Source organism: Actinomycetospora chibensis, assembly GCF_028737215.1.
In the GTDB taxonomy this organism is placed as follows: domain Bacteria; phylum Actinomycetota; class Actinomycetes; order Mycobacteriales; family Pseudonocardiaceae; genus Actinomycetospora; species Actinomycetospora chibensis.
In genome coordinates, this window is record NZ_JAQZAM010000024.1 from 35,910 (window position 1) to 54,474 (window position 18,565).

Consider the following 18,565-nt stretch of genomic DNA (forward strand, 5'->3'; position numbering starts at 1 on the left):
TCGGCCCTCAGCTCTGGACGAGAGCAGGCGAGCGCCCGCCCTAGCGGCGCCACCCCCAGGGGCTGGAGGGCGACCAGGATCGTCACCCTGTCGCCGGCGGACACCCCGGAGTTACCGGTGTGGAGCCCCCGCGGCCCGAGTTGGTTCCCGCGCCGGTGTCCCTGTCGTCAACCGGAGGTACCAGCACGTCCGACTGTCGGGCCTCGAGAGTGCATCGGAGGTGTCTCCTCCTGACCTCGAGCGACGTCCGGTGTCTCAGGGCTCGGCGAGCAACGGCAGTACGTGCCCTCGGAAGAACGCGGCGTCGGCCGGGTTCGACAGCGTCCCCGCGCCCGCTTCCCGCGGCACCCACCGGGCCTCCGGGTTGGCCGGATCGCGAGGCTGCAGAGTGGCCTCGGGGCTTCGACGTGACCCTTGGGCAACGACCACGTCCGCGCCCGTTGACGGACGACCACCACCCGGCCGTGGGGATCGACGATCACTCCACCCGCGGCGTGGCTCCGAAGCACGGTGGGAGTGTGCCCGGTCGAGCCTCCGGGCTCAGTGCAGCGCAGCCTTGAGCGCGACGATGGTGGAACCGACGAGGATCGACGCGACGGTCCAGGCCACCCGGACGACCGGTCGACGGTGCGTGGCGCGCCCGGCCAGGGCGCTGCAGACTGCGAGCGCCGCGACCCCGACCCACAGCGTGATGTCGATGCGGGTGGAGAGGTCGATGCGCAGCAGGGCCAGCACCAGCAGGACGACGCCGGCCACGAGCCCCGGAACGGCAGCCCAGGCGCTCCTCTGCAGGGCGGCGCGCAGCTCGTGCGCCAACCGCGCCGCGACGCCCGTGTACGCGCGGCCCACCACCTCGGTGTACGCCTCGGCCAGGAAGATCACGATGCCCGTGCCCGCCACGGTCAACGCCGTCACCCACGGCCCCGGCTCGTGGTCGCCGAGGTAGGCGAGCACCGACACGGCGATCACGGTGCCGTAGATCGCGGCACGGACCCGGGTGGCGGCGTGCTCGTCCGACCTCGCCGGCGTCGTGGCGGTGCGTTCGACCATGACGGAAGGGTAGGGCGGCCGGCGTCGGATAGGGGTCCCCCGCGGGGGATGAGCGGGGGACGCACCGTCGGGCGTGCCACTCATCCCGCGCGGGTGAACCGGATCGCGGCCCGGGTTCCTAGCGTCGTCGGCAGTCGGCCCGCCCCGAGCACCGTCACCTGCCTCAGGAGCTCTGCATCATGCTGATGAAGGACGAGTCGCGCGGCGGCGACGTCTCGGACCGGCGGGATCTCGCCGACGCCGACCGCGGCCTCATCGGGACCCTCGAGCCGATGGTCATCACGGCCGCGGACGGCCGCGTCGTGTGGGACATGGACCAGTGGTCCTTCCTCGACGCCGAGTGTCCGGACACCGTCGAGCCCAGCCTCTGGCGGCAGGCTCAGCTCACCGCGAAGCACGGGCTCTACGAGGTCAGCGAGGGCATCTACCAGGTCCGCGGCTTCGACATGTCCAACATGACCCTCATCGAGGGCGACCGCGGCGTCATCGTGATCGACCCCCTGATCTCGGCCGAGACGGCGGCCGCCGCGCTGGCGCTCTACCGACGGCACCGCGGCGACCGGCCCGTGTCCGCGGTGATCTACACCCACGCCCACCTCGACCACTTCGGCGGCGTGCTCGGGGTGGTCGACGCCGCCACCGACGTCCCGATCATCGCCCCCGAGCACTTCCTCGAGCACGCGGTGTCGGAGAACGTCTACGCCGGGGTCGCGATGCTGCGCCGCAGCTACTACTACGCCGCGGTCCACCTCGCGAAGAGCCCGACCGGCACCGTGGGCATCGGCCTCGGCGCGGGCGGGTCGACCGGGACCCCCGGACTGATCGCTCCCACCCTCGAGATCACGCACACCGGCCAGGAGGAGACGGTCGACGGCGTGCGGATGGTCTTCCAGATGACCCCGGGCACCGAGTGCCCCGCCGAGATGAACCTCGCGTTCCCCGACAGGCGGGCGCTGTGCATGGCGGAGAACGCCACCCACAACCTCCACAACCTGCTGACGCTGCGAGGTGCGCAGGTGCGCGACCCCCGCATCTGGTCGCGCTACCTGGCCGAGGCGATCGACCTCTTCGCCCGCGACAGCGACGTCGTGTTCGCCTCGCACCACTGGCCGACCTGGGGGACCGAGGACATCGTCGGCTACCTGACCCAGCAACGGGACCTCTACGCCTACCTGCACGACCAGACCCTGCGGCTGATCAACAAGGGCTACGTCGCCGCGGAGATCGCCGAGATGATCGAGATGCCACCGGCCCTGGAGAAGGCCTGGCACACCCACGGCTACTACGGGTCGGTCAACCACAACGTCAAGGCGATCTACCAGCGCTATCTCGGGTGGTACGACGCGAACCCGGCCCACCTCTGGCAGCACCCGCCCGAGGCGGCGGGGAAGCGCTACGTCGCGGCGCTGGGCGGCCAGGAAGCCACCGTCGCCGCCGCCCGCGGGTTCGGCGCCGACGGCGACCTGCGCTTCGCCGCCGAGCTCGCCAGCCATGCCGTCTTCGCCGATCCGGACGACCGGGCGGCGCGGGAGGTGCTGGCCGAGGTCCTGGAGCAGCTCGGCTACGGGGCCGAGAACGCCACGTGGCGCAACGCCTACCTCACGGGCGCTCGCGAGCTCCGCGCGACGTCGATCGAGCACACAGAGCTCGACTCGTCAGGGATGGCGCCGGCCCTGACCGTCACCCAGCTGTTCGACTCCGTGGCCATCCGCGTCGTCGGGGAGAAGGCCTGGGAGGAGGGGTTCGCGATCGCCTGGACCCTGAGCGACACCGGCGAGCACTTCCACATGGAGTTGAGCAACGGCGCGCTCATCCACCACCCCACGGCCGGGACGCGGGACGCGGACCTGACCGTGACGCTGACGCGGCCGCAGCTGCTCGCCCTGCTCTCCTCCGGCGCCACCGACGGCGTCGAGCTGGCCGGGGACGCGGGCGTCCTCGCACGCCTGAACGCGTTGACCGACGCGCCGGACCCCGACTTCGCCGTCGTCACGCCCTAGTCCGGACGTCGGGACGCCCGCTCAGCTCCAGGGGGTCAGCTCCAGGGGAAGGGCGAGTGGCTGGTGGGATGCAGTTCGCCACGCTCGTAGCGGGCGAGGCGGAAGGGCTCGAGCAGCTCCTGGGGCTCGCCGAGCAGCTCGCGGGCCACGAGGGCGCCGACACCGATCATCTTGTAGCCGTGGTTGGAGTCCGCGATGACGTAGGCGTTCTCCCGGAACGTGTCGAACACCGGGAAGCTGTCCGGGGTGAAGGCCCCGATCCCGCCCGAGGGCTCCTTGCGGTAGATGTCGCGACGGCCTTCGAAGCGCTTGTGGCAGGCGGCCAGCGCGGAGGTCCACATGCGGACGAAGTCCTCGCCGACGACGAACTCCGGGCTCGCCGTCCCGTACGGGTCGACGGCGACGGAGTCGGCCGGACGCCCGATCGGCTCGGGTGAGGCGCCACCCTGCACGCCGCCGAAGTGGAAGTCGGGCTTGTAGTAGATGCCCCAGATCCGGTCGGTGATCAGCGTGCCGTCGACGTCGTCGTAGAGCGGCGCGTCGGAGTCGACGTGGATCACCGGGGGGAACTCGCCCCGGTTGTCCATGAACTCCTGGGGGTCGACGTCGAGAATCCCCTCCTGCAGCGCCCAGTAGGTCCACATGGGCGCGTCGGGGACGACACGTCCGTCGGGTGTGCGGACCGTGACCGTACTCGGCAGGTCGAGCATCGCCCACAGGTCCCGGACCCACGGGCCGGCGGCGGCGACCACGTGCTCGCACGCGATCACGCCGGCGTCGGTCTCGACCGCAGCGACCCGGCCGCCCTCGAGCCGCATGCCGGTGACGGTCACGCCGGTCGCGATGCGCACCCCGGCGTCGCGCACCTTCTCCGCCAGGCCCCGCAGGGACGCCACGTTGTTGGCGTAGCCCCCGCGCTTCTCGTGGAGGATCACCGAGACGCCGGGCGCCTGCCAGTCGGAGAACATCTCGTGCATGTACTCGTGGCAGGCGTCGACGCCCTCGACGAGCACGGACTCGTAGCCGATCGCCTGCTGCTCGGCGTGGATCTGCACCACGTCGTCGCGCATGGCGTCGGGAGCGGCCTGGATGTAGCCGACCCCGTGGTACGAGAACGCCTCCGGGTCGGACTCCCACACGTCCACCGAGTGCGCCATGAGCCGGCGCATCGCGGGCTGGAAGTAGTTGTTGCGGATCACCCCGCACGCCACGCCCGAGGCGCCCGCGCCGATGCCGGTCTTGTCGACGACCAGGACGTCGCCGCCGTCACCGAGGCCGCGCTCCGCCAGCTCCGTGGCGAGGTGCCACGCGGTCGACAGTCCGTGGATCCCGGCGCCGACGATCACGTACCGGGCGTTCGAGGGGACGTTCATCGTTCTCTCCCGTGGTGGAGCGGTTGTGGTGTCACGCGAAGGAGGCGACGGGCGCGCCGAAGACGCCCTCGTCGGGGACGACGCCGAGCCCTGGACCGGTCGGCACCGAGATGCGTCCCTTCTCGACCCGCACCGGGTTCGTCGAGTCGTCGTGGCCGTCCATGAACGGCTCGGCCAGCCAGACGCCCTCGAGCAGGCGCGGGTGGACCGTGGCCCCGAGGTGCGCGCAGGCGGCCGCGATGATGTCGCCGCCCCAGGAGTCGTCGCAGGTGTGGGGCAGGGAGCGTGCCTCGCAGAGATCCCGCACGGTGGCCATCGCGCCGAGACCGCCGAGGCGCGTGACCTTCAGGCCGAACCCGTCGCACACCCCGAGCGAGATCGCCCGGAGCACGTGGCCCACCGACTCCGTGTTCTCGTCGAGGTAGACCGCGTGGTGCAGCTGCCCGCGGATCGCCGCGATCTCCTCCATGGTGTTGCAGGGCTGCTCGAGCACGAGGGGGATGTCGGCGCACTCCCGGCTGAGCCGGAGGGCGTCCCGGGAGGTCAGCGCTCGGTTGGCGTCGACGGCCAGGCGTGTTAAGCCCGTCGCCTCCCACACCTTCCGGACCGTCTCGATGTCGACGTCGACCGGCCGTCCGCCGATCTTGACCTGGAGGCGGGGATAGCCCTCGGCGATCTTCTCCGCGGCGGTGCGGGCGACATCGTCCGGCTCGCCGACGGTCAGCGAGTAGTAGGCGTCCACCCGGTCGCTCGTCGCGCCGCCGAGGAGGTCGCACACCCGCAGGCCGTGCGCCTTCCCGAGGAGGTCGTGCACCGCGATGTCGATCGCCGCCTTCGCGTAGGCGTGGCCGTTCAGTAGCCCGTGCAGCGCCCGCTGGATCGCCAGCGGACCCGTCGCGGGACGTCCGATCAGCCCGGGCGCCATCTGCTGCAGCGCCGCGCGTGCTCCCAGGGCGTGGGACGGCGCGTAGGTGGGGCCCACCGGGCACGTCTCCCCCCAGCCGGAGACGCCCGTGTCCGACACGATCTCCACGATCGTCGAGTCCATCGCCGTGTACGCGCCCTCGGACATGCGGTAGACCGCGCCGCTCAGCGGACGATCCTTCTGGTACACGTGGACCTCGGCGATGCGCATGGCTCAGAGATCCAGCTCCAGGCGCGGGCAGCCGCGCTCCGCCCGGGAGACGCAGATGAACAGCGTGTTCTGGTCCGCCTTCTCCTCGTCTGTGAGCAGCGAGTCGCAGTGCTCGGCCCGACCGGACAGCAGCGGCGTCTCGCAGGTGCCGCAGGTGCCCTCCCGGCACGACCAGAGGGCAGGGATCCCGACTTCCTCGGCGACGGTCAGGATGCTGCGGTCCGGGGGCACGGTGGCGGTGATGCCGCTGGTCAGGAACGCGACCTCGAAGCCCTCGCTGCCGGTGCCCTCGACCGCCTTCGGAACGAAGCGCTCGACGCGCAGGCTCCCCGGGCGCCAACCGGTCAGGAGGGACTCGACGGCGTCGAGCATCGGGGCCGGTCCGCAGGCGTAGACGAGCGTGTCGGGGCGAGGAACGGCGAGGAGCCCCACCAGGTCGAGGAGGCCGACCTCGTCCTGCGGCGCGAGCACGACGCGGTCGCCGTACGCGACGAGCTCCTCGCGGAAGGCCATCGAGCTGCGGGCTCGTCCGCCGTAGAGGAGCGTCCAGTCGGCGCCCGCCGCCTCGGCGGCGGCGACCATCGGCAGGATCGGGGTGATCCCGATGCCGCCGGCCACGAACACGTAGTGCGGCGCGGGTTCCAGCGCGAAGTGGTTGCGCGGCTCGCCGACCTCGACGATGTCACCGTCGTGGAGCTTGTCGAACACGTGCTCCGAGCCCCCGCGGCTCTCCGGTTCGCGGAGCACGCCGAGGCGCCACCGCTGCCGGTCGCCCGGGTCGGAGCACAGGGAGTACTGACGGACGAGGTCGTCGGCGAGGGTCACGTCGACGTGCGCACCCGGCGCCCAGGCCGGGAGCTCGCCGCCGTCGGCCCGCCCGAGGGTGAGGGAGACGACGCCGTCGGCCTCGTCGCGGCGCTCATGGATCATGAGGTCCATCGCGGGTCTCCGTCCTCAGCGCATCTGGCCGGCGCCGACGTAGGGGTGGGGGCTCCGGAGCAGGTCGCCCTCGGCGAAGCGGGAGAGCCGGAAGTCCCGGGCGGGGATGTCGGCGTCGGAGCTCGTGCCGTCGGTGACGAGGTCGGCGACGAGCCGCCCGACGGCCGGCGAGATCTTGTAGCCGTGCCCCGAGAAGCCGGCGGCGACGACGAGCCCGGCCAGCGGAGCCCTCGAGATGACGGGGTTGAAGTCGGGCGTGACGTCGTAGCACCCGGCGTAGCTCCCGGCGATCGCCGGATCGGCCAGACCGGGCAGGCGGTCACCGACCTTCTCGACGGTCAGGTCGACGAACGACGTGCTCGCCTGGTTCGAGTACCGGTCGGGGTCGGCCGGCTCGAGGACCGACAGGTCGGAGTTGCCGAAGAGCAGCGTGCCGGCTCCTTCGGGGCGGATGTACTGCAGCGAGACCAGGTCGGAGAACACCGGGACGGGGCCGAGCTCCTGGCCCGGGTCGACGAGCACGATCTGCTCGCGGTGCGGGGTGATCGGCAGCTCGATGCCGTGCGCGGCGAGCAGCCCGACCGACCACGGGCCCGCGGCGAGCACCACGTGCCCGGTCGCGATGGCGGTGCCGTCGGCGAGATCGACGCCGGTGACGCGGTCGCCGGACGTGCGGATCCCGGTGGCGGTGATCCCCTGCCGCAAGCGCGCCCCGGCGCGGCGCGCGGCGCCCGCGAAGGCCTGCGCGGTCTGGTAGGCGTCGCCGTATCCGCCGCGCTCCTCCCACGCGAACGCCGCGAAGGGCTCGAGGTCGGCGACGGGCCAGAGCTTGCGCACGTCGGTGTGGTCGATGTCCTCGGTGCGGACGCCGACGGCGCGCTGGTCGGCGACCGAGGCGTGCAGGGCGTCGACGTTCTCGGGTCCGACCCCCACCACGTAACCGGTCCGGTGGAAGCCGACGTCCGCCCCGAGGACGTCCTCGGCGTTCTCGAACGTCTCCAGGCTGCGGGTGGCCATCGCCGCGAGCGATGAGACCCCGTAGTGGCAGCGCACGACGCCCGACGACTTGCCCGTGCCGCCGGAGCCCACGGTGTCGCGTTCGACGATGGTGATGTCGGTGATGCCGCGCCGGGTCAGGGCCCAGGCGGCGGCGCAGCCCTCGAGGCCGCCACCGATGATGACGACGTCGGCCACGTCCGCAGTCACGATGGTTCTCCCTGCTGTGTGGCGTGGTGTGCCGGGCGGTCGGTCACGGGTCGGGGAACATGCGCGTCGTCGTCTGGCCGGGCTCGAGGGCGTCGCCGCCGGGGACACGCTCGATGCCGACGATCTTGTCGATGACCATGTTCTGGAATCGGTGCAGCGGCTCCTCGAAGCGGAAGCACATCCGCCCGCCGCGGTAGGCCGGGTTCTCGAGGCCCTCCTGGACGCGCTCGACGATCTCGAGGTCCTGGCGGTTGACGAGGTCCCAGAACTTCGCGAGCTGCTCGATCCCGTCCTCGGCGGTGTCGTCCCCACCCGCCGCGTCGAGGGACTCGGGGTGCGCCAGCAGGACGGCGGTCTCGACGGTGCGGTTCGCCGCGACGGGGCGGTTGAACAGCACGAACGCGTGGTTGGGCAGCACGACCAGCGCGGTGCCGGGGAACAGCCACACGAACCGCCCGCTGTCGGCGTCCTCCGGCCCCAACGTGCTCAGGGCCTCGAGCCCGTCCCAGCCGCCGGCCTCGGTGTTGCGCGACACCGGCGTGGTGCACATGCCCGTGTACAGGCCGGGGCCCTGCCACCGGTAGTGGTCGGAGAACTTGGAGACCTGGTTGAGCTCGGGGTGGACCCAGGGCAGGTGGTAGTACTCCATGAAGTTCTCGCCGATGAGCTTGTAGTTCGCCGCGACGTCGTAGGTGCTGGTCCGCTGCGTGACCCATTCGTCGAGCCGGTACCCGGCGAAACGCTCGGGCAGGTCACCGAGCTGGGTGGACAACGGGGCCGGGTCGGGCGAGAGGTTGACGAAGATGAACAGGCCCCACGAGTCGACGGCGACGTCGAGCAGGCCGTAGTCGGCGCGGTCGAAGCCCTTCGCCACCGACGTTTCGAAGATCGGCTCCTGGCCCGCGGGGACGTCGGAGTCCTCGAACAGCGGCGTCCCGAGGCACGTTCCGTCGGTGTCGTAGGTCCAGTTGTGGTACGGGCAGCGGATGCGCCCGCGCTTGCCGACCTCGCGGGCGTCGCCGTCGAGGAGCTTCGTCGCGCGGTGGCGGCAGAGGTTGTGGAAGGCGCGCAGGGCGCCGTGCCGGTTGCGGGTGACGAAGATCGACCGGCCGGCGACCTCGACGACGATGCAGGCGCCGGGCTTCGCGACGTCGCTGGTGATGCCGACCGCGACCCAGCTGGTGGCGAACAGCCGCTGCTGCTCGAGCGCGAAGAACTCCGGCGACGTGTAGGCGTCGGGCAGCAGCGTCGACGCGAGCTCGACGGGCAGGCGGGTGGGCCCGTAGGTGCCCTCGTGGGTGAACAGCGCCGGATCGACGGGGCGCGCCGGCAGCGCGGCGTACGGATCGACGGCTGCGCTCGTGGTGTCGCTCGTCATGGCTGTCGGGCTCCTCTCGGGCGTGCTCGGGCCGTGGTGGAGCACCGGTGAGGCCGTCGGGGCCCGGGGTGCTCCTGCAGTGTCGGCGTCGAAATTCGTCCGCGTCCATCGAAACGTCGAACCTATGATCTTGTACGTTGAGTACATGATTGATCGGCGGTTGCGGGTGCTCCAGGCGATCGCGCGACACGGCACCGTCACCGCCGCCGCGGAGGTCTGCCGGCTCACGCCCTCGGCGGTGTCGCACCAGATGCAGGCCCTCGCGCGCGAGCTCGACATCGCGCTCCTCGAGCCGATCGGACGCAACGTGCGGCTCACCCCCGCCGCCCACACGCTGCTCGCCCACGGCGAGACCCTCACCGCCGCGTGGGAGCAGGCGCGCGCCGATCTCGCCGCGCACCGCGCGGGCGCCGTCGGCGGGACGCTGCGCTTCGCGGCGTTCTCCTCGGCCGCCGCGGTCGTCGTCCCCCGCGCACTCGAGCACCTGCGGACCGAGCACCCTGCGCTGCGCGTGTTCCTGCGCGAGAGCGAGCCCGGGCGGTCGTTCGACCTGCTGGCCGCCGACGAGGCCGACCTCGCCGTCATCGTGGCGACGCCGAGCATCCCGCCGGCCTCCGATGCCGCCTTCGAGCAGCACTCGCTGTTCGACGAACCCCTCGACATCCTCGTCGGCCCCGACCACCCCCTGGTCGGCCGCCGCGGCGTCGTCGCCCTCCGCGATCTCGCCGGCGACCCGTGGATCTGCGGCAACGTCGGCCGCGCCTACCACCAGCTCGTCACGCTCGCCTGCACCGCGGCCGGCTTCGCGCCCGACATCGCCCACTACGCCGACGAGTGGGACACCGGCGCCGCGCTCGTCGCCCGCGGCTTCGGCGTCGCCCTGGTCCCGCGCCTCGCCGACCTCCCCGCGCACCACGACACCCGGCGCATCCCGATCACCACCGATCCGGTGCCGACCCGACGCGTCATCGCCGCCGTTCGTGCCGGGTCACAGGACCAGCCGACGATCGCCGCCGGGCTCGACGCCCTGCGGCACGTGACGGAGACGGGGCTGCCGGCGCTGGGACGGTCGTGACCGGGACTGACGGGCGCGGATCCCGCTGACGGGATCAGTGCCGACCGAGCTCATCGGTCCGTTCGTAGGCTGCTCGGCATGCGCATGCTCCATCTCCGAGTCAGCGTCACCGATCTGGAGCGCTCGCTGGCCTTCGACACCGCCCTCGGCTACGCCGAGCTCGGCCGCGTCCCCGACACCCCGTTCGGCAGCCTCACCATGCTCGCGCTGCCTGACGACCCGTACGTCAGCCTCGAGCTCGTCCACGACCCCACCCGGCCCGTGACCAGGACCGACATCGCCTGGAACTCCGGCTCGCCGTGCGCGATCCATCTGGCGTAGGCCCGCGCGACCTGCTCTGCTTCGAGCACCAACCCACTCCGGCACGGGGTGACCGCCGTGGTCACCTGTGCGGCCGAGGCAGCGCGAGCTCATCGTCGTCACCTCGCTCTGCCCTGGCTCGAATCCGGAGCGACCCTCGGCACCTCCGGATGCACCGTCTATGAGCTCCTCGACGCAGGCCCTTCCGCCTCGGGCTCGGGGTCGGGGTCGGGGTCGGGGTCGGGGTCGGACGCGAGTGGCGCCTTCTCCTCCCCCACCGACTCCGGGTCCGGCGCCCCGGACGACGAACGGTCGAAGGTCAGCATCGTCGGCTCGGAGGGTATGGACCGGACCGGATCGGGTGAGGAGGAACCCTGCGACGTCGGGACGTTCTCCGTCGGGACGTTCTCCGTCGGGACGTTCTCCGTCGGGACGTCGTCGTCCTCGACGGACGTGCCCTGATCCGGCGCAGCGGCGAACCCCAGGGAGTCCGGATCGGCCGTCTCGGCGGCGGAGGCGGCCGTGACCCCGTCCGGCGTGCCCGGTCGGAAGGCGTCATCCGGCACCGCGCCGGTCGCAGGTGCGTCCGGCGTCGGTTGCTCGCCTGCCACACCTACGGCTCCGGAGCCCCCGGCCGCCGAGGAGGTGGCCGCGACCGACGACTCGCGCACCGTCGTCGTCGTCGCCGCCGCGACGGTGGCGGCGTCCTCGAACGTCCTTGGTGTCGTCGCCCGCTTCGCGCCCTCCGACGGCGGACCACCGGCGAACGCGGCCGAGGTGTCCTGGTCGAGGGCGAGTCGCAGGACCGTGGCCTCCACCGGGTCGCCGAGGGCGCTGCGACCGGCATCCAGTGCTCGCAGCATCTCCTGTGCCGCCCGTAGCTGCTGCCAGGCCGTCGCCATCGCGGCCTCCCGGGCGGACCCGGAACGGATCGCGGTCATCGCGGATCGCAGCGCGTCGCGATGCTCGGTCAGCGTGCTCTGACGCCCGAGCAGGGCGACGACGGCACGGGGCGGTGGCCCGTCGCGGCGGGCGACCGACGAGGTGTCCCACCGCCGCCGGACCTCGTCGGTCCGGTCGAGCTCGGTCTCGATCGCGGTCAGGACGGACGTGGCCTCGCGCGTCCAGGCCGAGCTCCCGGCCGACTCGGAGGTGGCGTCGTCCGCCGGCCCGGGGGACGCCTCCGGCGGGCCGGCTGATCTCGTGGTGACCACAGCGCCCCCCGCGACGGCGCAGACCGCGAGGGCGCCGACGGCCACCACGCGGCGCGACGGCGTGCCGAGCAGACCCCGATCAGGGCGACCGGTTCTGCCGCGGGCAGCCCGGTCGACGCTGTCCGGCAGGTAACCGCGCCACCCCGGCATCTCGTGCCGACCATGGTGAACAGGCATGCCGTCAGACCTCCCCCGGATCGCGCAGCGGGGCCACCCTCCCCCGTCCCGGCGCGCCGAGATAGCCCCGCACGGCGAATCGGTCGACCTTTCTCGCCAGATCACAGATCCATTACGGCAGTTGCGGGAACGATCGCTCGGCGATTGGCGTCAGAGCAGGCTCAGATGTGCTCCGAGGGCTGAATGAATTGTTCCCGCGTCGTCCTCGACCGGTCACACCCCGGACCCGACGCCCGGCCCCTCGGTGTCGAGATGCGGCCGGCTCGTTCGTCGAGGAGGTGAGGCGGCACGACGACCCGGAGGGAGCCGACCATGACCACGACGACCTGCCACCCGCTCAGCCATCGGGAACGCGCCATCCTGCGCGCGGTCGCGGCCGGCCGTTGTCGGCTTTCCCCCGAGATCGGAGCACCCCTGCTCGTCGACGGCGTCTACTGCAGCGACCAGCTCGTCGGCCTCCGTCTGGCAACCGCCGGCCTCATCCGTGACGGCCGGAGAACGCCGACGATCACCGAGACCGGGAGAGCCGCCTTGGCAGCCGCCTGACCACGCCGACGGCCGGCGAGGCGTCACCTGGTCTCGATCTTTCGTGGGGTCTTTCCGCCCGGCAGGCCGTACTGTCCGAGAGATCGGCGGTTGATGCCACAGCTGGCCACCAGCACGAACTCTTGTGTTCGTGTCCTGCCCGCGCTGCTGGACGCCCGCTCTGACGAGTCCCTCGGTGTCCTGCGACACGGGTCCCGCTTGGACCGAGACCCCGTCCGAGGTGCCGCCCATGTCGACGTGTTCCCTGCGCAGGGCCGACCGCCGCGCCGAGCCCCGCCCTGGGTGGCGCCGTGGCGTGCGAGGCATCGAACGCCCCGTCGTGAGTAGCCGACGATTCTGACCCGGTCCGATCGGCGCAGGCGGACCGCCCACCGGGTCAGGGTGACGGTGCTCCTGGCGGTGCTGCTGTGCCTGGTCGCCGCCACGGGGGGCAGTGGGACGGCCGTGGGGCCACCACCGCCGTGGGGCCCCGTGGACCCGACCCTCGTCGGAGTCCTGACGCCCCTCCACGGCACGCGAACGATCACCGGATGCTCGCCCGAGCCCGGCCTCTGTTCGGTGCACCTGCGGGCCCCGGACGGGCCCACGGCCGGAACCGCCGTACGCCTTGCCACCCAGCCCGGTGAGCGCTTCTTCGGCATGGGCGAACGCTTCGGATCGCTCGACCTCAACGGGCAGGTCCTGTCGAACCGGGCGCACGACGGGATGGGCCACGAGACCGGAACCAGTTACTCGCCGACGCCGTTCCTGCTCTCCAGCCGCGGCTACGGCCTGCAGGTCGGCACCAGCGCCGACCTGACCGTGGACCTCACCACCCCCGGCGAGATCACCATCGACATCGCCGAGCGCGGCACCGTGATCGACGTGCTGACCGGGCCCGGCCCCGCCGCCGTCCTGGCCCGCCGCGCGGAGCTGACCGGGCTGCCGCCGGTGCCCCCCGACTGGGGCCTCGGGGTGTGGAAGAGCCTGATCGGGGGGGCCGGCCGAGGTCCTGGCGGACACCGACCGCCTCCTGGCTGACGGTGTGCCCCTCGACGCCGTCTGGATCTATGACCTCACCGACCCGATCTCCGGTCTCGGGTGGCCCTGGCCGATCTACCGGCCCGTTCCGATCGGGCGTTATCCGGACCCCACCGCGCTGATCGCCGAGCTGCATCGCCGCGGGCTCCGGGTCCTGGGGTACCTCAGCCCCTTCCTCGTGCCCGGAAGTCCGAGCTTCGGAGAGGCCGCCGCCCGGGGCTACCTGGTGCGCAACCAGGACGGCTCGGTGTTCACCGAACCCTGGATGTACGCCGACCACAGGGCCTACCTGGACTTCACCAACCCCGCGGCGACCGAGTGGTGGCAGGACCGTCTGCGCTACGCGATCGGCGTGCTCGGCTTCGACGGCGCCATGCAGGACTATGGAGACCAGGCGCCGATGGCTGCCCGCTACGCGGACGGCACCCCCGGCAGCCTGATGCGCAACGCCTACCCGGTGCTCTACGCCGCGGCCGCCCGGCAGGCCGTCCAGTCCGTGAAGCCGGACGAGACCGTGCTGTTCGCACGCTCCGGCTACACCGGGTCCCAGGCCGCGGTCACCGGCCGCTTCACCGGAGACCAGACGCGCGACTGGGACCCGCGAACCGGCCTGCCCTCCGTCCTCGCCGGGATGCTCAACGGAAGCATCTCCGGATGGCCCTACTGGGGCCCCGACATCGGCGGCTTCATGACCGGCGACGAGCACCACGGCGAGCGCGACCGTGAGCTCTGGAACCGCTGGGTCCAGCTCGGAGCGCTCTCCCCGACCATGCGCGACATGCTCGGTGCCCAGGCCGACCCCGTCGAGGCGCAGTCCGACCCGGCGACCCCTCTGGCTCGAGGACCCCTCCGACACCACCACGTGGACGATCGAGAACCAGTACCTGCTCGGCCCCGACGTCCTCGTCGCCCCCGTGCTGACCGCCGGAACCACCCGCACCTCGGTCTACCTACCTGCCGGACGCTGGCGGGACTACTGGACAGGTCACGAACACCCGGGCCGCACCTGGATCACCGTCGACGCCCCCACCCACCACATCCCGCTCCTCACCCGAGCCGGATCACGCATCACCCTGCCGCCACCCGCCGACCTCGGCCTCCCGGGCTGAACCCGCGCCGGAGGCCCGGTCGTGCGCGTGGTCAGAGCCGGATCCCGCGGTCATCCTGTCGGGATGCGTCACGCGGTCCGCAGGCTGACGGCCACGGCGTGCTGCGTTGCGGTCGTGATCCTCGCGTCGGCCGTGACCGTCGACGCGGCCCCGTCCCGGGCGGCGCCCGATCCGGCGGTCCTCGACCGCGTCCTCGCCGACGCGTGGGCCGCGACCGGTCTGCCCGGGATGGCCGCCGCGGTCACCCACGGGCCCGACGTCGTCCACCTCGCGGGCTTCGGGACGGACGGGCGCGGCGGACCGGTCACGCCGGGCACGCGGTTCCGGATCGCCTCGTTGTCCAAGTCGTTCACCGCCACCGCGGTCCTGCAGCTCGCGGCCGCCCACCGCATCGATCTCGACGCACCCGTGCGGCGCTACCTGCCCGGCTTCGCCACGGGCGATCCCGGCGCCTCGACCCGCATCTCCGTGCGCCACCTGCTGAACCAGACAAGCGGGATCGCCGACACCGGCTTCCCCGCGATCACGGCCGACGACCAGGACCTCGAGCAGCGGGTGACGAGCCTGCGTACCGCGCGACCCGAGAGTGAGCCCGGGACCGAGTTCCACTACTCGGACCTCAACTACCAGGTGCTCGCGCGCGTGGTCGAGGTCGTGGCGGGCGAGCCGTGGGCGCAGTACCTCTCCCGGCAGGTGTTCGCGCCCCTGGGAATGACGCGGACCTTCGCGACGGCGACCGCCTCCGAGGCCGGGCCGCAGGCGCCCGACCTCGCCGACGGCCACGTGCTGGTGTTCGACGGACCCGTCGCCCGGGCCGAGCTCGACGGGACGGTCGCGGGCTCGACCGGGGTCGTGTCGACCGCGGAGGACATGGCGCGATGGCTGGTCGCGCAGTCGACCGCCGGTGGCGGGCTCCTGCCACCCGAGGGGCTCGCCCTCCTGCAGTCCCCGCCGCCGGGCGTCGCCGGCGGGTACGGCATGGGCTGGCAGGTCGTCACGCGAGAGGAGGGGCCGCGTCGGATCGAGCACACCGGGGTGCTCTCGACCTTCTCGGCCGTGCAGGTCCTGCTGCCCGAGAGCGGGTACGCCTTCGCCCTCCTCTTCAACGGCAACAGCGCCCTGGCCGACACGGCCGGTGTCACCTCCGCGCTGGCAACACTGCTGAGCGGGAACGGTGAGGCGGGGACGCCCCGCAGCACCGCCCTCGTGTCCGCCGTGCTCGGTGGCGCGTGCGTCCTCGTGCTCGGGGCTCGGACGTGGGCCTTCGTCCGCCTCGGGCGGTGGCGGCGGCGACGGGCCGGTCGGCCGTGGTGGGCGATCGTGCCCGGCATCGCCTGGCTGGTTCTCCCCGCCGTCCTGCTCGCCGGGCTCGTCCCGCTCGTCAGTGCCACGACGGGCCGGGTCTTCACGTTCTGGCAGCTGAGCCTCGCGATGCCCGACGTCGTGGTCCTGCTCGGGGTCGCGGCGCTCACCGGGGTCGCGCTCGCCGTCGCGCGAGTCGCCGTCCTGGTGGCGGACCGCCGGTCCGGAGCGCGGACAACTCGCTGACGTCAGGAGGCGACCCGTGCTCGATCGGCCCCCCGCGGTCGCGCATCGACGTCGACCGCCCGAGCTCCGGACTGTTCTTCTAGGCAGTGGTCGGCTCGGGGACGATCGTGACCGGGCACGTCGCGTGCAGGACGCAGCCCAGACCCACCGACCCGAGCACGAGGCTGCCGAACCCCCGGCGTCCGCGGTGCCCCACGACGAGCTCGTCGGCGCCGCGGGCGACGTCCACCAGCTCCTCCGCCGGCCGGCCAGGCCGCGCCTCGACGGTGACCTCGGGCAGCGTGAACTCGGTGGCCATCGCCGGGGTCACCTCATCGACCACGCCCTGGGCGAGCTCGAGTCCCCTCTGGTGCAGGGTCTCGGCGTCCGGGATCGACAGGTCCCCCATCGCGCCCCAGCTCATCGCCGCCCACATCTCCGGCGGCTCGTAGACGGCCACCACCTGCACCCGGGCGTGACGGCGGACCGCCGACCGGATCGCCTCCTTCAGGGCGTACCGCGACCCCGCCGACCCGTCGACACCGCAGACGACCACATCCTGCGCCGCGTCCTCCGTCATGACCGCTCCCCTCCTCGCTGCACGCCGTGTGGCCCCGACCCTGAAGCACCGCCCTGCGTTACGGCAGTGCCGAACGGCTCCGGCCCGGTGGCCCGCCCCGGGCCGAAGGTCCCGCGTCGCCGGGCGCCGGGCACCGCCGGTCCGGGGTGGTTCGGCCCTGCCCCCGCGCCGCTCATCGGGACGACCCTCAGGACGTGCGCAAGGAGACGACCGGCTCTGGATCGCGGTGGCCCCGGCCGTCGTGCGCAGCGCGCAGCTCCGCGAGTCGGCGACCACGGCGTGATCAGGACAAGGAGTCGGTGTCGTCGGCGAGGTCGTGGGCGCGGGCGATCCTGGCAGCGACCACTGAGGTGCGGCTGAGCTCCCCCGACGTGTCGCACGTTCGTTCCGCCGGCGCCGCTGGCGTGTGACGGCGAGCCAGGTCGAGCTCGGCGGTTGGTCCGACCGAGCACCGGGCGGTGCTGCCGACGAGGGTCAGGCGGGTCGGCGACGACCGTCGGTTTCCGCCTGGTGCTGCTCGTTGCATGCGATCAGGTCGTCGAGCGCCCGGCGCGCAGCAGCAAGCGCGGCCATCGTCGCGGTGATGCGGTCGCGTTCACGGCGCATGACCGCGTGAGCCTCCTCGACAGACCGGGCGGACGGCGTATCGACGCACGGCATCACCTCGGCGATCGTGCGGCTCGAGAGTCCCGCGCCGAACAGGGCCCGCAGCAGCTCCACCCGCTGCAGGTCGTCCGAACCGTAGGTGCGCTGACCGCCTTCGGTGCGCACACTCGCCAGGAGGCCCTGCTGCTCGTAGTAGCGCAGCATCCGAACACTGGTGCCCGTGCGTCGTGCCAGCTCACCGATGCGCATCCGACCGCCCGCCCTCTCCCGCCGCTGCCCGGCCGGTGTTCACGGGGAAGGTATCTCGCTCAGCTCGAGGACGGTCTTGCCGATGGAGTGGGCGCTCTCGACATCGGCGAGGGCCTTGGCCGCGTGCTCCAGGGGATGGACGGCGGTGATGTGGGGGTCCAGGACGCCCTGGAGCATCAGCTCGGCCACTCTTTCCAGCGTCGGGCGGTCGGTGTGACGGTCCACCGCGGCCCCGCCGATCTCTGTCACCGAGACGTCGCCGATGGAGATCACCCGTGACGGCTCGAGAGCCAGGGGCGCCACGGCACGCAGGGAGACACCACCGACCGTGTCGACAATGCCGTCGAAGCCGTCGGGGACCAGAGCCCGCAGGCTGCCCTCGACCTGACCCTCCGTGTAGTCGACGAACGCCGCGCCCGTCGAGGCGGCGATGTCCCGCTTCGACGTGCTCGCGGTTCCGACGACGTCGAGGCCGCGGGCGCGGGCGAGCTGAGCCGTGGCCACGCCGACGCCGCCGCCGATGCCGTTGACGAGCAGCCGCGCACCCGAGGGGAGGCCCAGCTGGTCGAGCGCGTCGAGCGCGGTGGTTCCCGCCACCGGGATCGTCGCCGCCCAGGCATCGGACAGCCCGGCCGGGGTGCGGGCCGTGGCCGACCCGAGCAGCACCGTGCGGTGGGCGTACGTGCCGGCACCGGTCAGCGCGAACCCGAACACCCGATCGCCGACGACGAGGCCCGCCACGTCGGCACCGATGGCGGTGACGATCCCTGCGGCCTCCATCCCGAGAACCTGGGGGAAGGGCAAGCCCCCGTTGAGCCCCGGGATCGCCCCGGCCCGCAGCATGTAGTCGATCGGGTTGACCCCGGCCGCGGTGACGGCGACCGCCACCTCGTGCGGTGCCGGTCGAGGATCAGGTCGGTCGAAGAACTCCTGAACCTCCGGCCCACCGAACGCCCGGTACCCGAATGCGAGACCCACAGCGACTCCCATCGTCGTCGACCGGTCCCCGGGGACCTGGTGGCCTCGGCGAACCGATGGCGACGTTAGGACCTGACATCGATGTCAGAGTCCACCGTCTGTG

The 18,565-nt window shown here is 72.5% G+C and carries 17 protein-coding genes and 1 pseudogene; 8 read left to right on the forward strand and 10 right to left on the reverse strand.

The features are described from left to right. Positions 1–540: 540 nt before the first annotated feature. On the reverse strand, positions 541–1,050 hold the full coding sequence (locus tag PH189_RS26590) for a hypothetical protein (RefSeq protein WP_274191872.1): 510 nt from the start codon (positions 1,048–1,050) through the stop codon (positions 541–543). A 179-nt stretch (positions 1,051–1,229) separates the two neighbouring features. Between PH189_RS26590 and PH189_RS26595 the strand changes: the two genes are divergently transcribed. After that, positions 1,230–3,050, forward strand: coding sequence for an alkyl/aryl-sulfatase (locus tag PH189_RS26595; protein WP_274191873.1), 1,821 nt, complete (start codon positions 1,230–1,232; stop codon positions 3,048–3,050). Positions 3,051–3,085: 35 nt separating this feature from the next. On the opposite strand, the gene PH189_RS26600 is transcribed toward PH189_RS26595, so the two are convergent. From PH189_RS26600 to PH189_RS26620, 5 genes are read right to left on the reverse strand one after another with little or no spacing between them, the layout of a single operon-like run. Continuing rightward, entirely contained in the window at positions 3,086–4,423 is a 1,338-nt protein-coding gene (locus PH189_RS26600; protein WP_274191874.1) for an NAD(P)/FAD-dependent oxidoreductase, read from the reverse strand. A gap of 31 nt (positions 4,424–4,454) precedes the next feature. Further along, positions 4,455–5,558, reverse strand: a complete 1,104-nt coding sequence (locus PH189_RS26605) for a mandelate racemase/muconate lactonizing enzyme family protein (protein WP_274191875.1) — start codon at positions 5,556–5,558, stop codon at positions 4,455–4,457. Positions 5,559–5,561: 3 nt separating this feature from the next. Then, positions 5,562–6,497: a PDR/VanB family oxidoreductase gene (locus PH189_RS26610; RefSeq protein WP_274191876.1), complete on the reverse strand. Its 936-nt coding sequence runs from the start codon at positions 6,495–6,497 to the stop codon at positions 5,562–5,564. 15 nt (positions 6,498–6,512) lie between these two features. Beyond that, positions 6,513–7,703 carry an NAD(P)/FAD-dependent oxidoreductase gene (locus PH189_RS26615; RefSeq protein WP_274191877.1) on the reverse strand — a complete coding sequence of 397 codons (1,191 nt, stop codon included), beginning with the start codon at positions 7,701–7,703 and terminating at the stop codon, positions 6,513–6,515. A gap of 43 nt (positions 7,704–7,746) precedes the next feature. Continuing rightward, positions 7,747–9,081 (reverse strand): aromatic ring-hydroxylating oxygenase subunit alpha, encoded by a 1,335-nt coding sequence (locus PH189_RS26620; protein ID WP_274191878.1) that lies wholly within the window; start codon positions 9,079–9,081, stop codon positions 7,747–7,749. Positions 9,082–9,226: 145 nt separating this feature from the next. Here PH189_RS26620 and PH189_RS26625 point away from each other — a divergent pair, with 145 nt between their 5' ends. Both PH189_RS26625 and PH189_RS26630 read left to right on the forward strand, forming a co-directional pair. Then, the gene (locus PH189_RS26625; protein ID WP_274191879.1) at positions 9,227–10,156 is read left to right on the forward strand and encodes a LysR family transcriptional regulator; all 930 of its coding nucleotides are present in this window, start codon (positions 9,227–9,229) and stop codon (positions 10,154–10,156) included. Positions 10,157–10,234: 78 nt separating this feature from the next. Further along, complete coding sequence (locus PH189_RS26630; protein ID WP_274191880.1) at positions 10,235–10,477, forward strand: VOC family protein; 243 nt, start codon at positions 10,235–10,237, stop codon at positions 10,475–10,477. A 158-nt stretch (positions 10,478–10,635) separates the two neighbouring features. Here the strand turns inward: PH189_RS26630 and PH189_RS26635 are convergent, their stop codons facing one another. Then, on the reverse strand, positions 10,636–11,718 hold the full coding sequence (locus tag PH189_RS26635) for a hypothetical protein (protein ID WP_274191881.1): 1,083 nt from the start codon (positions 11,716–11,718) through the stop codon (positions 10,636–10,638). Between the two features lie 441 nt (positions 11,719–12,159). On the opposite strand from PH189_RS26635, the gene PH189_RS26640 reads away from it, so the two are divergent. From PH189_RS26640 to PH189_RS26655, 5 genes and pseudogenes are all read left to right on the forward strand, one after another. Beyond that, on the forward strand, positions 12,160–12,393 hold the full coding sequence (locus PH189_RS26640) for a hypothetical protein (protein ID WP_274191882.1): 234 nt from the start codon (positions 12,160–12,162) through the stop codon (positions 12,391–12,393). A 381-nt stretch (positions 12,394–12,774) separates the two neighbouring features. Then, complete coding sequence (locus tag PH189_RS26645) at positions 12,775–13,413, forward strand: hypothetical protein (RefSeq protein ID WP_274191883.1); 639 nt, start codon at positions 12,775–12,777, stop codon at positions 13,411–13,413. Between the two features lie 4 nt (positions 13,414–13,417). Then, positions 13,418–14,131 (forward strand): annotated as a pseudogene (locus PH189_RS30565) (TIM-barrel domain-containing protein); the annotation flags it as partial. Positions 14,132–14,198: 67 nt separating this feature from the next. Beyond that, complete coding sequence (locus PH189_RS26650) at positions 14,199–14,522, forward strand: TIM-barrel domain-containing protein (protein ID WP_274191884.1); 324 nt, start codon at positions 14,199–14,201, stop codon at positions 14,520–14,522. 63 nt (positions 14,523–14,585) lie between these two features. Continuing rightward, the gene (locus PH189_RS26655) at positions 14,586–16,070 is read left to right on the forward strand and encodes a serine hydrolase domain-containing protein (protein WP_274191885.1); all 1,485 of its coding nucleotides are present in this window, start codon (positions 14,586–14,588) and stop codon (positions 16,068–16,070) included. Positions 16,071–16,149: 79 nt separating this feature from the next. Here the strand turns inward: PH189_RS26655 and PH189_RS26660 are convergent, their stop codons facing one another. The 3 genes from PH189_RS26660 to PH189_RS26670 form a co-directional block, all read right to left on the reverse strand. Further along, a complete protein-coding gene (locus PH189_RS26660) occupies positions 16,150–16,629 on the reverse strand; it encodes a universal stress protein (RefSeq protein WP_274191886.1) in 480 nt (159 codons plus the stop codon). Between the two features lie 474 nt (positions 16,630–17,103). Beyond that, positions 17,104–17,484 carry a MerR family transcriptional regulator gene (locus PH189_RS26665; protein WP_274191887.1) on the reverse strand — a complete coding sequence of 127 codons (381 nt, stop codon included), beginning with the start codon at positions 17,482–17,484 and terminating at the stop codon, positions 17,104–17,106. Between the two features lie 39 nt (positions 17,485–17,523). Continuing rightward, positions 17,524–18,462, reverse strand: a complete 939-nt coding sequence (locus PH189_RS26670; protein WP_274191888.1) for an NADP-dependent oxidoreductase — start codon at positions 18,460–18,462, stop codon at positions 17,524–17,526. Positions 18,463–18,565 lie beyond the last annotated feature (103 nt).